Source organism: Aeromonas sp. 2MA4 (assembly GCF_029237305.1).
Taxonomy (GTDB): Bacteria; Pseudomonadota; Gammaproteobacteria; order Enterobacterales; family Aeromonadaceae; genus Aeromonas; species Aeromonas salmonicida.
In genome coordinates, this window is sequence record NZ_JAACFY010000017.1 from 68394 (window position 1) to 83170 (window position 14777).

Annotated in this window: 13 protein-coding genes; 7 read left to right on the forward strand and 6 right to left on the reverse strand. The window is 59.8% G+C overall.

Features of this window, described 5'->3' with window-relative positions; translation table 11 throughout:
* Nucleotides 1–126 precede the first annotated feature (126 nt).
* A complete protein-coding gene (gene lpxM / locus GWQ31_RS16630; RefSeq protein ID WP_265421736.1) occupies nt 127–1116 on the reverse strand; it encodes a lauroyl-Kdo(2)-lipid IV(A) myristoyltransferase in 990 nt (329 codons plus the stop codon).
* Nucleotides 1117–1391: 275 nt separating this feature from the next.
* On the reverse strand, nt 1392–2384 hold the full coding sequence (locus tag GWQ31_RS16635; RefSeq protein WP_275909846.1) for a TDT family transporter: 993 nt from the start codon (nt 2382–2384) through the stop codon (nt 1392–1394).
* Between the two features lie 99 nt (nt 2385–2483).
* Between GWQ31_RS16635 and GWQ31_RS16640 the strand changes: the two genes are divergently transcribed.
* Nucleotides 2484–3413 (forward strand): LysR substrate-binding domain-containing protein, encoded by a 930-nt coding sequence (locus tag GWQ31_RS16640; protein WP_059114072.1) that lies wholly within the window; start codon nt 2484–2486, stop codon nt 3411–3413.
* 96 nt (nt 3414–3509) lie between these two features.
* Here the strand turns inward: GWQ31_RS16640 and GWQ31_RS16645 are convergent, their stop codons facing one another.
* The 3 genes from GWQ31_RS16645 to GWQ31_RS16655 form a co-directional block, all read right to left on the reverse strand.
* Nucleotides 3510–4502 (reverse strand): Gfo/Idh/MocA family oxidoreductase, encoded by a 993-nt coding sequence (locus tag GWQ31_RS16645; protein WP_275909847.1) that lies wholly within the window; start codon nt 4500–4502, stop codon nt 3510–3512.
* 27 nt (nt 4503–4529) lie between these two features.
* Nucleotides 4530–5375, reverse strand: coding sequence for a deoxyribonuclease IV (gene nfo / locus GWQ31_RS16650; protein ID WP_275909848.1), 846 nt, complete (start codon nt 5373–5375; stop codon nt 4530–4532).
* 141 nt (nt 5376–5516) lie between these two features.
* Nucleotides 5517–6449: a LysR family transcriptional regulator gene (locus GWQ31_RS16655; RefSeq protein ID WP_265421733.1), complete on the reverse strand. Its 933-nt coding sequence runs from the start codon at nt 6447–6449 to the stop codon at nt 5517–5519.
* A 130-nt stretch (nt 6450–6579) separates the two neighbouring features.
* Here GWQ31_RS16655 and GWQ31_RS16660 point away from each other — a divergent pair, with 130 nt between their 5' ends.
* The gene (locus GWQ31_RS16660) at nt 6580–7338 is read left to right on the forward strand and encodes an SDR family oxidoreductase (protein ID WP_265421732.1); all 759 of its coding nucleotides are present in this window, start codon (nt 6580–6582) and stop codon (nt 7336–7338) included.
* 91 nt (nt 7339–7429) lie between these two features.
* On the opposite strand, the gene GWQ31_RS16665 is transcribed toward GWQ31_RS16660, so the two are convergent.
* Entirely contained in the window at nt 7430–8866 is a 1437-nt protein-coding gene (locus GWQ31_RS16665) for a glycoside hydrolase family 1 protein (RefSeq protein ID WP_234576970.1), read from the reverse strand.
* A 177-nt stretch (nt 8867–9043) separates the two neighbouring features.
* Here GWQ31_RS16665 and GWQ31_RS16670 point away from each other — a divergent pair, with 177 nt between their 5' ends.
* From GWQ31_RS16670 to yjfF, 5 genes are all read left to right on the forward strand, one after another.
* A complete protein-coding gene (locus GWQ31_RS16670; RefSeq protein WP_275909849.1) occupies nt 9044–9922 on the forward strand; it encodes a LysR family transcriptional regulator in 879 nt (292 codons plus the stop codon).
* A 278-nt stretch (nt 9923–10200) separates the two neighbouring features.
* Entirely contained in the window at nt 10201–11160 is a 960-nt protein-coding gene (gene ytfQ, locus GWQ31_RS16675; protein ID WP_265434034.1) for a galactofuranose ABC transporter, galactofuranose-binding protein YtfQ, read from the forward strand.
* A gap of 89 nt (nt 11161–11249) precedes the next feature.
* On the forward strand, nt 11250–12752 hold the full coding sequence (gene ytfR, locus GWQ31_RS16680) for a galactofuranose ABC transporter, ATP-binding protein YtfR (RefSeq protein WP_265421728.1): 1503 nt from the start codon (nt 11250–11252) through the stop codon (nt 12750–12752).
* Between the two features lie 8 nt (nt 12753–12760).
* Nucleotides 12761–13783: a galactofuranose ABC transporter, ATP-binding protein YtfT gene (ytfT, locus tag GWQ31_RS16685; RefSeq protein WP_275909850.1), complete on the forward strand. Its 1023-nt coding sequence runs from the start codon at nt 12761–12763 to the stop codon at nt 13781–13783.
* Nucleotides 13776–14762: a galactofuranose ABC transporter, permease protein YjfF gene (gene yjfF / locus GWQ31_RS16690; RefSeq protein ID WP_275909851.1), complete on the forward strand. Its 987-nt coding sequence runs from the start codon at nt 13776–13778 to the stop codon at nt 14760–14762. The genes ytfT and yjfF overlap by 8 nt, the downstream gene beginning before the upstream one ends.
* Nucleotides 14763–14777 lie beyond the last annotated feature (15 nt).

Genomic DNA, 14777 nt, shown 5'->3' on the forward strand with positions numbered 1-14777 from the left:
TAGAAAATAAACGGTTATTTTAATTATCCTGACAATTTTTTCCACTTTGGGGTGCAGTGGTCTTACCAACACACAGACTCGTACCCAATAAAAATGGCCCCGCAGGGCCATGATCACGATGACAGGTCAGGCGCCGGGAGGAAGATCACCTCGGATCCGCTTGATCCCTTCTTCATAGAGGCCGTCCGACCCTTCCTGCTCTTCACGGGTATCGAAAATCTTGAGGAACCACATGTATTGGCCCGGATCGCGAGTCAGTTGCTGCTCAATCATCTTGTTCATGCGGCAGGTGTCCGCCATCAGATCGCCGCTGGGGTAATCAGCAAACGGCGCCTCTATCTCCAGACGGTAGCAGTACTTGGCCTCATCGTAGCAGGCCAGCATGGGCACTGCCTTGGCACCACTGACCTGCACCAACCGCGGCAGAGCCGGCAGGGTTGCCTTGGGATAGCCGAAGAAGGGCGCAAAGATGCTCGCCTCACGGCCATGATCCTGGTCCGGCAGATAGAAGAAACTGTGTCCACGCTTGACGGTTCTGATCACCGACTTGATGCCGGCACTGCGCTCATAGACAAGGCAACCATTCTTGGCTCGTTCCCGATTGATGTGCCAGTCAAATACCGGATTGCGGGCACTCTTCATCATGGCGCACATGGGCACGCCACGCTGGGTGAAGTAGTAGCCGGCAGCATCGACCGGCCAGCTATGGGGCACCACCAGTATCATGGGGCGGCCGGCGGCCTGCTCCGCCTCGATATGCTCCCAGCCACTCACCTGGATACGTTTCATCAGGTAGGCGGGACTGCGCACGGTAAATTCACCAAATCCAAGCAGGGTCTTGAGACCGATGCGGATGGAGGTCATCAGGATGGCATCACGCTCGGCTTGGCTCTTGTTGGCAAAGCAGATATCGAGGTTGGTTTTGGCGATGTAGATCTGTTTCTTGGAGACCTTGACTACCAGCGGCGCCAGCCATTCTGCCAGCTTGTCACGCCAGCGAGGCGGCACGAAGGCGAGCACACAGAGTGCGCCGAGTGCCAACCAGCTTGGCCAGTAACGCGGTCGCAATAAACGGGTCTGAAAAGAGGAATCAAACACAGGATCTTGGGAAGACATGAATGAGGTCAAACGAAGAAAATGGGGTTGCATTGTATTCGTCCTGACAGGTAATACCAGTGAAATTCATCGTGAGCACCTCAGGGTGAGCGCTGGTTCAAAAAATGGATTTCCCAGCGGCAAAAACAGTCTCCTTCAACACTTAACCGCAGACAAAAAAGCGCTCCACCCATGGCGGAGCGCTCTCACTACTTCTGGCCAGTGGAGCATGTCGTGCACGCATGCCCTTCTCGTTGACTGACCCCTTACCCCGAGTCTCTCCAGGAGAGTCGTGCCTAGCGGCGGGCGCCGTGTCGGGCGATGCCGTGATCCATGTTGATCTCCCTTAATGGCAAAAAGAACATCAGATAGCGCAAGGCCACATAGCCGACGATCAGGGTGGCGGCACCCAGTTCGAAGTGGGCCAGCAGATTGACCTGCTCCACATAGTGGGTTGCTTGTGGCCACTGCGCCAGCAGGTGGCTTACCTTGAACAGGGCGGTGGCACCTATCACCAGCGGGAAGGTGAAGGCGGCATACCCCGGTGAAAACGGCAGGCGCAACAACTTGATAAACGCCAGATAGATGATGCAGGTCATCAGAATGGCGATCCCCAGCAGCACGGCCACCAGCAACAAGGAAGGATCCTCGGTCACGGTCAGATAACCGGCGAGTGACAGACTGGCAGGGGCCGCCAGAATGGCGATGGTCGGCTTGGCGGCATCCGGTACTTCATGACTGAAGATGAGGCGATAGAGCATCAGCGGCAACATCAGGCCGTAGCAGAGCATACCGAACCAGAGCAGGCCGTCGGCCAGCGCGGCAAACTGGCCACCCGGAAAGGCCACGTCAGCCACTATGATGCCCACCGGCGGCACAAACCAGCTAGGCACCATGTGATGGATCTCGAACTGCTTGGCTCTGTGCCAGACAAACGTGGCCAGAAACAGCAGATGCAGCGCAACGGCACACAACCAGAGCCCCTCGCCCAGACCGGGGGCCAGCATGCCGACCGCCTTGGAGACCACCATGGTGGCCATGGCATAGGTGGGCACAACGCTGCCCACCACAGGGTGAGCCAGATCCTGCCACAGCAGGCGTGGATGAAGCAGAAACTTGAAGGTGAGGATCACCAGCAGCACGGCGGCAACGGCGGCGCCCAGCAGTTGCAGGCGACCATCGAACTGGCCGGCGTTTTCCCAGCACCAACCGAGACTGGCGATCCCGAGTGCCAGGCCCGCCATGGGGGTCGGTGCCTTGCCTAAGGATTGACGAGTTCTTGCGATCATGGCTGAAACCTCTTGTGAGAGACGATGAGCATAGGATAAAGCGCCGCTATCGTTTACGATATCTAAATGAATTGAATCAATTGTTCAGGTAAACCAAACATGAAACTGACCCTGCAACAACTCAAGGTCTTCGCCACCATAGCCCGCTACGGCAATCTGGGGCTGGCCGCCAACGAGCTCTGCCTGAGCAAGGGCGCCGTGTCCCAGTCATTGCAGGAGCTGGAGCGTCAGCTCGCCACCCCCTTGTTTGATCGCATTCACCCCAGATTGCAGCTCAACAACGAGGGGCGCTTGCTGCAACCGGCCGCCGAAGAGCTGCTGACCCGGATGCAGGATATTGAAACCCTGTTCAGCCCGGATGCAGAGCCAAGCGGCCAGCTTCGCCTGGGAGCGAGCCAGACCATAGGCAACTACCTGCTCCCCACCCTGCTGGCCAGCAGCAAACAGGAGCTGGGCCTGCCCCCCAGAGTCACCATCACCAACACCCACCAGCTGTGCCATTTGCTGGCCAACTTCGAGCTGGATCTGGCCTTGATAGAGGGGCAGAACCACCATGCTGATCTGGTGAGTGAACCCTGGCTCAATGACGAGATGCTGATCGTGGCTCATCCCGATCATCCCCTCGCCCGGCGCAGTCGCCTGTCGCTCAGCCAGCTGAGCGATGAAACCTGGGTACTGCGCGAGCCACAGTCAGGCAGCCGCGAGCAATTCGAGCAACAGATCCAGCCCGGGCTGCCTCGCTGGCAGGCAGGGCTTGAGCTCAACACCCTGGAGGCCGTGATGCTGGCGGTTGAAAAGGGGCTGGGGATCTCCTTCATCTCCCGCCTGGCGGTGTCGGATCGGTTGCAAGCCGGTCGTCTGGTGGCCTTCTCCCTTGCCCGGCGTTTTCCCCGCCAGCTCTCCCTCATCTGGCACCGGCAGAAATACCACTCCGCCACCCTGCGCCGCTTTCTGCAGTTTTGCCGCGCGCAAGAGGGGGCCCTGCCTCAACCCCTGGCGGACATAACCACTCGGACAAAAGCGCAATAAGATGATCGGGCTCGATGATCGCGCCCGATCATCTGGCTTCCCCTTGCGCAGACAAAAAAAGAGAGGGCGCCCCGGCGCCCTCTCTGCAAATCATGATCACGAGCTGGCTTGCAGGCCGTGCTCGACCCACCCCAGCACTTGTCTGGTCAGGGCCTGCGGCACCCAGGGGGAATCCCTCAATCCCTGCCTGACACAGGCGGCGAAATGATCCGCCTCGTGCTGCATGCCACCGCCCGCTACCTGCGCCTCTATGTCTCCCGGCCAGGCAGGCAAGGGATCGCCTGTGACCCAGCGTACCTGCTGGGGGTTCCACCACTTGCCGACCAGTTGCAGGGCCCAACCCTCACCGCCCAGATAGGCCGCCTTGTCGAGATCCTGGACGATGGAGGCATCCAGCTCGGCCGCGAGGGGGCCGGCAAAGCGGAAGCTGGCGGCCTCGTCCACCTCGCCCGTCTGGCGGGAAAGAGCGACCTGCGGCTCACCCGCAGCCAGCCCCAGCTGGTGACAGATGGCGGCGTAGAGCCAGAGCGGATAGACACCCACATCCCAGGCAGCGCCTCCGGCCAAGGCGGGATCAAACAGTTTGCCGGATCTCTCCTGCACCGAGCCGAAGGCCGCCTGCAGCCGATTGGGGGCAGGCAAGGCGCCGAGTCGCCGCAGCAATTCGCGCATGGCGGGGAAGCACATCACCTTCATGGCCTCCATCAGCAGCAGGCCACGGGCCTGGGCGAGCTGCACCAGCGCATCCCAATCTGCTACTTGAGTCACCGCCGGCTTTTCCACCAGCACGTGCTTGCCCGCCAGCAACATCTGCTTGATCAGGTCGGCGTGCTCCGGGTGGATCACCGCTACATAGACGGCCTCCACCTCGGTGCTTGCCGCCAGCACCTGGTAGCTGCCATAGGCAAGGGGCAATCCCTGCTCCTCGGCAAAGTCCCGGGCTCGCCCCTGATCACGGGCGGCGATCGCCACCACCTGCCCCAGACTCGCGTGCTCATTCACGTCCTTGCAAAAGCGACGGGCAATGGCGCCCGCTCCGGCAATGCCCCAGCGCAGTGGCCGCGCGTGTGGATCTTCTTGCATCATCATTGCTCCTTATGCGGTGGCCGCGGCGCTTTACGCCTTTGCCAGACTACGTAGCCAACTGATCTCGTCGCCCCAGATCGTCTCGTCTATGGTCTCCAGGATCAGCGGAATGCCGTCGAAACGCTCGTCATTCATGATGTGGTGGAATACCGCCTCCCCCAGATTGCCTTCACGCAAGCTGTGATGGCGGTCGACCCGGCTGCCGAAGGTGCACTTGGCGCCGTTGATGTGCATACCCTTGAGATACTGGAAGCCGACGATGCGATCGAAATCGGCAAACACCTGAGCGCAGGACTCAGGGGTGCGCAAGTCATAACCGGCGGCGAAGGCGTGGCAAGTATCGAAGCAGATACCGACCCGACTCTTGTCCTCCACCCCGTCGATGAGGGTGGCCAGGTGTTCAAACGACCAGCCGAGGTTGGTGCCCTGTCCGGCTGTGTTCTCAATCACGGCCGTCACCCCCTGGCTACGCTCCAGCGCCCAGTTGATGGATTCGCTCACCAGTGTCAGGCTGGCCGCTTCCGGGATCTGCTTCAAATGGCTGCCGGGGTGGAAGTTCAGGTAGCAAAGTCCCAGCTGCTCGCAGCGCTTTATCTCATCGAGAAACGCATCGCGAGACTTGGCCAAGCCGTCGGGATCGGGATGGCCCAGATTGATGAGGTAACTGTCGTGGGGCAGGATCTGCTCCGGGCGAAAACCGGCTTTCTCGCACGCCAGTTTGAAGGCTCGGATACTGGCCTCGGACAGCGGCGCCGCCTGCCACTGGCGCTGGTTCTTGGTAAACAGGGCGAAGGCATTGGCACCGATGGCCTGGGCGCGAGCTATGGTGTTCTCCACCCCGCCGGCGGCACTGACGTGGGCTCCGATATATTTCATGAGATCTCCTCTGCTCTGTGAGAGCGCCATTATGCCTATCTGCCCCGCCCGCGCCAAACCGGGATCTTCGATTACCACTATAGAGAGCCAGACCAGAGTATCTGACCACCGATGTCGTGCATGACAGAGGGAGGCGCCCCGTCACTGGCCGCTCGACAATGCCGGGGCAAGTTCACTGGCGAGCGCCGTCTCCAGCACGCCGCCCAGCCAGTGGATGAAGGCCCGCACCCTGGGCGAAAGCTGACGACGATGGGCATAGAGGGCATGAATGGGCAAGGGAGGCGCCTGCCACTGGGGCAACACCATGACCAGTTCCCCACTGGCGAGCAATGCCTCTATCCCGACTCGCGGCATCTGGATGATCCCGAACCCCGCCAGCGCCGCGGCCAGATAGGTTTCGCTGTCGTTCACAGTGAGGGCGCCGGCCATCGCCAGCACGGCGCGGGTGCCATCGGCCTGCAAGTACTCGAACCCGGCCTCTCTGTCCCCCGGCACGGCGCCATAGTGGACCAGTCGGTGCCCCACCAGGTCGGCCAAGGTCTGTGGCATACCATGGCGGGCCAGATAGGTGGCGCTGGCGCAGTTGATCTGGCGGTAGTGGCCCAGGGGACGGGCGACCAGGCTGGAAGACTCCAGCGCCCCCACCCGTATTACGCAGTCGAAGCCTTCTCGCACCAGATCGACCCGCCGATCCGTGCTGCTCAGCATCAGTTGCAAGTCAGGGTGAGCCGCCAGAAAGGCGGGCAGCGCCGGTATGACCAGATGACGCGCCATCCGGCTTGGCATGTCCACCCGCAGCTGGCCGCTGAGTTGCCCATGCGGCCGAAACAGCCCATTGAACTCCTCCATGTCGGCCAGCAACGCCTGACAGCGGGCGTAGCAGAGCTGGCCATCCGTGGTCAGTTGCACCCGCCTGGTGGTGCGATGAAGCAAGCGAGTGCCCAGCTGCTCCTCCAGCCGACGTATGCCCGCGGAGAGCGTTGCCTTGGGCATGCCCAGTTGCTCGGCACTGCGGGTGAAGCTCTCAAGCTCGGCCACCCGCATAAACATTCTCATCGCATCCAGTTGATCCATGGCGTCATTGTCACTTTAAACGGAACAGTGCATCTATTATTACCCTCTTTATCCATAATGTACGCACCAATAGAGTGGCACTACCGGCTCGTCCCGAGCCAGCATCCACCCCATTGACAGGAGTCGTACCATGACCCGTTCCATCGCCCTCATCACAGGCGCCAGCCGCGGCCTCGGCAAACACTCGGCCCTGGCCCTCGCCGCCAAAGGCGTCGATCTCATCATCACCTATCGCAGCCAGGCCGAAGAGGCGGCCACCGTGGTGGCGCAGGCCAATGCGCTCGGCGTCAAAGCCCACGCCTTGCCACTGGATGTGGCCGACAGTGCCTCCTTCGCCGCCTTCGCGGCTGAGGTACGCCAGTTGTTGCAACGGGAGTGGCAACGCGATCGGTTCGACTTTCTGGTCAACAATGCCGGCATCGGCATCCACGCCAGCTTCGAGCAGACCACGGAGCAGCAGTTCGATACCCTCATGAACATTCACCTCAAGGGGACCTTCTTCCTGACCCAGCAGCTGTTGCCCCTGATCCGCGATGGCGGGCGCATCATCAACCTCTCGACCGGCCTCACCCGTTTCGCGCTGCCCGGTTACACCGCCTACGCCGCCATGAAGGGAGGAATCGAGGTGCTGACCCGCTATCTGGCCAAGGAGCTGGGCCCGCGCGGGATCGCCGTCAACGTGGTGGCACCCGGTGCCATCGAGACTGATTTTGGCGGGGGTGTGGTGCGGGACAACCAGGCGGTCAACGACTTCATCGCCAGCCAGACCGCGCTCGGGCGAGTCGGCCAGCCCGACGACATAGGCGGCGTGATAGCGGCCCTGCTCTCGGATGACAATCGCTGGGTCAATGCCCAGCGCATCGAGGCCTCGGGGGGCATGTTCATCTAGCGAACCATCCCATCACTGGGCGGGAAAACGGCCATGCAAAAGGCCCTGCCTCACGGCAGGGCCTTTTCGTATGACAAGGCCAGGGGATGCGTTAAAGCGCCTTGCCACCCGAACTGATGACTGACTGATACCAGTAGAAGCTGTCTTTCTTGATGCGGCGCAAAGAGTTGACGTGCTGCTCATCCCTGTCGATATAGACGAAGCCGTAACGCTTCTGGTAGCCGTTGAGCCAGCTCAGGATATCGGTGAACGACCAGGCGCAGTAACCAATCAGCTCAACCCCGTCCTGCAGCGCCTGCTGACAGGCAATGAGATGGCTCTTGAGGTAGGCGATGCGATAGGCATCGTGCACGCTGTCATCCGCTTCCAGCTGGTCAAACTCCCCCAGCCCGTTCTCGGTGATCATCAGCGGCAGCCCGTAGCGGGACGAGAGGCGGCGCAGGGCGATGCGCATCCCGGTCGGGTCTATGGCCCAGTCCCAGTTGCTGGTCTCAAGATGCGGATTGGGCGCCGTCTTGTAGAGGCCCGGAATGCCGCTCGAGGGGGTGGTGCCCTTCTGCCCCGTGGTATTGATGCGCTGCAAGGTCTGGCCGCCGAGGGGGTTGTCGGTATAGGTCAGGGTGTAGTAGTAGTTGACCCCTATGTAATCCGGTGTGCCTTCCCGCAGCAGCTCCAGATCCCCTGGCAGTATCTCGGGCGCCTCGCCGTTTTCCCGCAAGTAAGCCAGCGCCGCCTGGGGGTAGCGGCCGAAGCAGTAAGCATCCAGCCACCAGTAGTTGGTGAACTCCTCGGCATTTTCAAACGCCAGCATGTCTTTGGGATCGCACGACGCCGGATAGGCGGGCGAGTAGGCAAAGCTCGGGCCGATCAGGCCGTTTGGCACGTGCTGACGAAACGCCTTGATCACCCTGGCATTGGCCAGAAAAGCGATGTGGTTGGCGGCAAAGAAGCGCTTTCTGTCTTGCACTGCAGGCGGATGGGTGCCGAGCTGGTAGGCGTTGGTCAGGTTGTAGTTCTGCTCGTTGAGCGATACCCAGTACTTCACCTTGCCCGCAAAGCGCTGATACAGGGTCACGCAGTAGCGTTCGAAATCCTCGATGACGCGTCTGTCTTCCCAGCCGCCATATTCATCCTGCAGCGCCTGGGGCAAGTCCCAGTGATAGAGGGTCAGCACTGGCTCGATCTGGTGGGCCAGCAGGGTATCGATCAGCTTCTCGTAAAATGCCAGACCCGCCTCGTTCACCTCACCCCGGCCGGTCGGGTAGATGCGCGGCCAGCTCACCGAGAAGCGGTAGGCCTTGAGCCCCATCTCGGCCATCAGTGCCACGTCCTCTTCGATGCGATGGTAGTGATCGACGGCCACGTCACCGTTGCTGCCCTCAAAGGTCTTGCCAGGCAACTTGGTGAAGAGGTCCCACACCGAGGGCCCTTTGCCATCCGTGTTCCAGGCCCCTTCTACCTGATAGGCGGCAGAGGCGGCGCCCCACAGGAAATCCTTGGGGAAATCGTTGAACGTGTGGTGATGCATCTGGCTTTTCTCCTGCTGCGATGATGGTGCAGGCCATCTCGAATGAACCGGCGCTCTATATTGACTGCGATTGACTGCGCCCCAAATGAATTGGCATAAGCATCGAACAGTTCTAAAATTCCGTCCAATGACAAATTTAACCACTCAACATTCCTGACAGGAATGAAAGGAGTCAGGATGGAGCTCAGAGATCTGAAAGCCTTCGTTACCCTGGGGGAAGTGCTGCACTTCGGTCAGGCAGCGGTGCGCCAGCACGTCACCCAGTCTGCCCTGAGCAAGCAGATAAAACGGCTGGAGGAGGAGCTTGGCGGCGAGCTGTTCGAGCGCAATGCCAGCAGCACACGCCTCACAGTGCTGGGGCGGGCGCTCTATGCAGATGCCAGCGCTCTGGTGGCCTCCAGCGAACAGCTGGCACGCACCGCTCGTGACGTGCTGGCAGGCAACAGCGGCACCTTGCGCATCGGCTTTGGCGTTGCCACCAAGATACTGGTGCCCGCCGCCATCGCCCGTTTTCGCGCCGAGCGTCCCCAGGTGACCATAGAGCTCAATGATCTCTCCACCCATCACCAGCTGCTGGCCCTGAGCGAAGGGCGACTGGATCTCGGTTTCTGCCGCCTGCCCGCCCCCAAGGGGTGGCACTGCCTGCCCGTGGTGCAGGCCCACTTTGTCGCCGTGCTGCCTGCCAGTTACAGCGGCGTGAGCGAGCTGGCGGATCTGGTGGACAAACCGCTGGCAATCCTGCGCCGGGACAAGGCGCCCTCGTTTTACGATCATCTGATGAACTACCTGGCCCAGAGCGGATTGCGGTTTCGCGATATCCAGTATGTGAACGACTTCGCAGCCGGGGTGGCCACCGCAGCTGCCGGCATCGCCTGGACCCTGGTGCCCTCCTCCACCACCATAGAGCACCCGGATGTGCTCACCCTGCCTCTCACCGAGCGCGAAGCGAGCTGGACCATAGGCCTTATCCGCCCGCCCCACAGCAAGGGCCCGCTCATCGACGCCTTCTGGCGGGTTGTCTCCCCCATGAGCGAGCTGAAGTCAGAGCCGTACTAGTCCTGCGCCTGCGACTCTGACAGTACGGCTGTTGACGGCACCTCATCCGCCGGCTCTGGACACAATGGTCAGGGATCGAAATAAATAGGCAAATAAATCAACAGCTCCCCTGCTGAATATATGAACTTACCTGCTGTTTGTATGAAGAATTATGCTGCCAAAAATTTTCTGTGAACCAGCGCCCGCCGCTAAAAAAATAAGCCTCTACTCTTGGTTGGCACAATAACCAATTTGGCTCAGCCCTGTTTATTTAAAAACGCATCACAAAGGAGTGTCATATGTATAAAAAGATGAAGCTGGCGGGAATTATCAGTGCAGTCTTGCTCTCGGGAACTGTTTATTCTGCCGACATGACGGTGGGGTTCTCTCAAATTGGTTCCGAGTCTGGCTGGCGGGCAGCCGAAACCTCGGTGGCCAAGACAGAAGCCGAGAAACGTGGCATCACACTGAAAATTGCAGATGCCCAGCAAAAACAGGAGAACCAGATCAAGGCCATTCGCTCATTCATCGCCCAGGGTGTGGATGCCATCTTTATTGCCCCCGTCGTCCAGACCGGTTGGGAACCCGTGCTGCAAGAAGCCAAAGAGGCGGATATTCCCGTCTTCCTGCTGGATCGCAATATTACCGTGAAAGATGACTCGCTCTTCATGACGGGCGTCGCCGCAGACAGCGTGCATGAAGGGGCTGTGGCTGCAGACTGGCTGGTCAGACAACTCGATGGAAAAGCCTGCAATGTCGTTGAGTTACAAGGCACTGTTGGCGCCAGCGTGGCACTGGATCGCAAAAAAGGCTTCCTCGATACCGTGGCCAAAGTACCCACCATCAAGATCATCCGGACCCAATCAGGCGACTTTACTCGCAGCAAGGGCAAAGAGGTCATGGAGAGCTTTATCAAGGCCGAGAATAATGGCAAGAATATTTGCGCCGTCTATGCCCATAACGACGACATGGCCATCGGTGCCATTCAGGCGATTAAAGAGGCAGGACTGAAACCGGGTAAAGACATCAAAATCATTTCAATTGATGGCGTGCCGGATATATTCAAGGCGATGATCGCCGGTGAAGCCAATGCCTCGGTGGAATTGACACCGAATATGGCAGGCCCCGCCTTTGACGCCCTGCTGGCTTATAAAAAAGATGGCAGCCTGCCCCCCAAACACATCAAGACAGCGTCGATTCTGTTCCAGCCTGACAATGCACAGGCCCAGCTCGACATGAAAAAGAGCATGGGTTACTAAGTCACGTCCGTCGTGAGCCAGTCCTTTTAATAGCCGGCCATATAAGTGCAACCTCTTATATGGCCGGCTATACCGGAGTGCCTATTTTCATGCCAGATAACCATCATGAACTCATATTAAACGCCACCGGGATCTGCAAGACATTTCCCGGGGTTCGCGCGCTGCACCAGGTGGATTTCTCACTGCGTCGGGGAGAGATAATGGCGTTGCTCGGCGAAAATGGGGCGGGCAAATCCACCCTGGTAAAAACCCTCACCGGGGTTTATCAAGGTGATGCGGGTCGCATCGAGCTGGATGGTGCCCTGATAGCCCCCACGGACACGGCCCACGCCCAGCGTTTGGGGATTGGCACCGTCTATCAGGAGGTCAACCTGCTCCCCAATATGTCGGTGACCGACAATCTGTTCATCGGCCATGAACCCCGTCGGTTTGGCCTCATCGATCGGGCCAGCATGTCACGGCAAGCCAGCGCCATCATGGCCAGCCACGGTTTCGAAATGGACGTCTCGCTGCCACTGGGGCACTACTCGGTCGCCATGCAGCAGATTGTCGCCATCGCCAGGGCCATCTCGTTGTCAGCGAAGATCCTGATCCTGGATGAACCGACGGCGAGCCTGGATACCAGCGAAGTGCAGATGCTGTTTTCCATCATGCGCAGCTTGAGAGACAAGGGCGTCAGCCTGATTTTCATTACCCATTTTCTCGACCAGGTCTACGACATCAGCGACCGCATCACTGTGCTGCGCAATGGTGAGCTGGTCGGCACCCGTGAAACCGCCACACTGCCGCAGCTGGACTTGGTCAAGATGATGCTGGGGCGCGAGCTGGCCGAGAATGCGCTCCAGCGGGCGGGCAAAACCCTGCGCAGCAACCACCCCACAGTGTCATTCAAACACTATGGCAAGAAAGGAGTGATAGCCCCCTTCAGCCTGGACGTCATGCCGGGGGAGATAGTCGGTCTGGCTGGCTTGCTGGGGTCGGGTCGTACCGAAACCGCCGAGCTGATGTTTGGCATTCAGCCCAGCGACAGTGGCGAATGCCGGGTGCGCGGCAAGGTTATCTCAATCCGCTCCGCTCGACAGGCCGCCGCCAGCGGCTTTGGCTTTTGCCCGGAGGATCGCAAGAACGCCGGCATCATCGCCTCGGCCTCGGTGCGAGAGAACATGGTGCTGGCCCTGCAAGCCCAGCGGGGCTGGCTGCATCCCCTGTCACGCAAGGAGCAGGACGAGATCACGGCGCGCTTCATTGAACAGCTGGCGATCAAGACCCCGGGTCCGGAGCAGCCGATCCAGTTCTTGTCAGGGGGCAACCAGCAGAAGGTGCTGCTGGCCCGCTGGCTGCTGACCAAACCGCAGTTTCTGATCCTGGACGAACCCACCCGGGGCATAGATGTGGGGGCCCATGCCGAGATCATCCGCCTGATCGAATCACTCTGTGCCAATGGCCTGGCGCTGCTGGTCATCTCATCGGAGCTGGAGGAGCTGGTAAGTTATGCCGATCGGGTGATCGTATTGCGAGACAGAAAACAGGTGGCAGAGCTGGCGACCGATGCGCTTTCTGTCCCTGCCATCATGAATGCCATTGCCATGTGAGGCCTGATATGACGTCATCCATACTACCCATCCCCATCCGGCGAGCGCGGGCCAGCCGGTATTTGCCCACAGGCACGGCGCAATGCGGGGCCCTGCTCTGCGTGCTGCTCATCAACGCCCTGGTCGCCGACAATTTTTTCGCCATCCATATTCAGGATGGCCGCCTGTTCGGCAGCCTGATCGACATTCTCAACCGCTGCGCCCCTGTGGCCCTGCTCTCCCTTGGCATGACACTGGTGATTTCCACCGGCGGCATCGACCTGTCGGTGGGTGCCGTGATGGCGATCAGCGGCGCAACCATGGCAAGCATGGCCACCGGCGACCACAGCATTCCCGTCATTCTGTGCTCCGTGCTCGGAGTCGGGCTCTTATGCGGCTTGTGGAATGGCGTGCTGGTTGCCGTCTTCAAGATCCAACCCATAGTGGCAACCCTGATCCTGATGGTAGCGGGTCGCGGTATCGCCCAGCTCATCACGCAGGGGCAGATCATCACCTTCAACAACGAGGCCCTGGCCTGGCTCGGCAGCGGGTCACTCTTTTATCTTCCTACCCCTGTCATCATCACCCTGGGGGCGGCGCTGCTCATCTGGTTGTTGACCAAGCGCACCGCGCTCGGGCTCTTCATCGAAGCCGTGGGGATCAACATCAAGGCGGCCAACAATGCCGGCCTCAATACTCCCATGGTGGTGATCGCCACCTATCTGCTGAGTGGCATGCTGGCTGCCGTCGCCGGCATGATAGTGGCGGCCGACATCAGGGGAGCGGATGCCAACAATGCCGGCCTCTGGCTGGAGATGGATGCCATTCTGGCGGTGGTGATAGGGGGAACCTCGCTGATGGGAGGACGCTTCAACCTCGCACTCTCCCTGCTCGGCATACTGATCATTCAAGGGGTGAACACCGGCATTCTGCTCTCCGGCTATCAGCCTCAGTGGAATCAAATTGTCAAGGCCATGGTGGTGCTGGCGGTGCTCGTCATGCAATCCCCTGCACTCAATCACCTGTTTTCCCGGGAGGCTCGCCATGTTTAAACGCAATCTTCCCTTGATGGTGACCATCATGGTGTTTCTGGTCGGGTATCTGGTGTGCCTTGCCTCCTTTCCCGCCTTTTTATCTACCCGCATCATTTGCAACATACTGACCGACAATGCCTTTCTTGGCATAGTGGCCGTGGGCATGACCTTCGTGATCCTCTCTGGCGGCATCGATCTGTCGGTGGGCGCCGTGATCGCATTTACCGGGGTCTTGCTCGCCAAGCTCATTGGCGATCTGGGGGTAAGCCCCTGTCTGGCCATCCCCCTGGTCATGATGCTGGGAGCCAGTTTTGGTGCCCTCATGGGCTGGCTGATCGATACCCTGAAGATCCCGGCCTTTATCATCACGCTGGCGGGCATGTTCTTTCTGCGGGGGGCAAGCTTCCTCATCTCGGAGCAATCCCTGCCCATCGATCATCCGACCTTTACCTACCTGTCGAGTCTGTCATGGAAGATGGCGGGCGGTGGGCGCTTGAGCCTGCTGGCCCTGATCATGCTGGCGGTGGTGTTACTTGGCATGCTGCTCGCCAATCGAACCCGCTTTGGCAACAACGTCTATGCCATCGGCGGCAATGCCACCTCGGCAGCCTTGATGGGGATCTCGGTGCGCCAGACCACTATCCGCATCTATATGCTCTCCACCACACTGGCGACCCTGGCGGGCATCGTGTTTGCGCTCTATACCTCGGCGGGCTATCCGCTCGCCGCCGTCGGGGTCGAGCTCGATGCCATCGCCGCCGTGGTCATTGGCGGTACCTTGCTCAGTGGTGGCGTAGGCACCGTCTTTGGCTCGCTGTTTGGCGTCTTGATCCAGGGATTGATCCAGACCTATATCAACTTCGACGGCACCCTCAGCTCCTGGTGGACCAAGATCATCATAGGACTGCTGCTGTTTTGCTTTATCGCCCTGCAGCGCATGCTCATCGTATTTTCGGAAAATCGAAAAACCAACAAACCCGGGCTTTTCAAGCGGTAGGCCTCCATCGAGAGT

Coding starts and splice junctions, on each gene's coding strand:
- nfo (WP_275909848.1), bottom strand. CDS start 5,375: ATGAAATATATCGGAGCCCACGTCAGTGCCGCCGGCGGGGTGGAGAAC.
- ytfQ (WP_265434034.1), top strand. CDS start 10,201: ATGTATAAAAAGATGAAGCTGGCGGGAATTATCAGTGCAGTCTTGCTC.
- GWQ31_RS16660 (WP_265421732.1), top strand. CDS start 6,580: ATGACCCGTTCCATCGCCCTCATCACAGGCGCCAGCCGCGGCCTCGGC.
- ytfR (WP_265421728.1), top strand. CDS start 11,250: ATGCCAGATAACCATCATGAACTCATATTAAACGCCACCGGGATCTGC.
- GWQ31_RS16655 (WP_265421733.1), bottom strand. CDS start 6,449: ATGGATCAACTGGATGCGATGAGAATGTTTATGCGGGTGGCCGAGCTT.
- yjfF (WP_275909851.1), top strand. CDS start 13,776: ATGTTTAAACGCAATCTTCCCTTGATGGTGACCATCATGGTGTTTCTG.
- GWQ31_RS16635 (WP_275909846.1), bottom strand. CDS start 2,384: ATGATCGCAAGAACTCGTCAATCCTTAGGCAAGGCACCGACCCCCATG.
- GWQ31_RS16640 (WP_059114072.1), top strand. CDS start 2,484: ATGAAACTGACCCTGCAACAACTCAAGGTCTTCGCCACCATAGCCCGC.
- GWQ31_RS16665 (WP_234576970.1), bottom strand. CDS start 8,866: ATGCATCACCACACGTTCAACGATTTCCCCAAGGATTTCCTGTGGGGC.
- GWQ31_RS16645 (WP_275909847.1), bottom strand. CDS start 4,502: ATGATGATGCAAGAAGATCCACACGCGCGGCCACTGCGCTGGGGCATT.
- GWQ31_RS16670 (WP_275909849.1), top strand. CDS start 9,044: ATGGAGCTCAGAGATCTGAAAGCCTTCGTTACCCTGGGGGAAGTGCTG.
- lpxM (WP_265421736.1), bottom strand. CDS start 1,116: ATGTCTTCCCAAGATCCTGTGTTTGATTCCTCTTTTCAGACCCGTTTA.
- ytfT (WP_275909850.1), top strand. CDS start 12,761: ATGACGTCATCCATACTACCCATCCCCATCCGGCGAGCGCGGGCCAGC.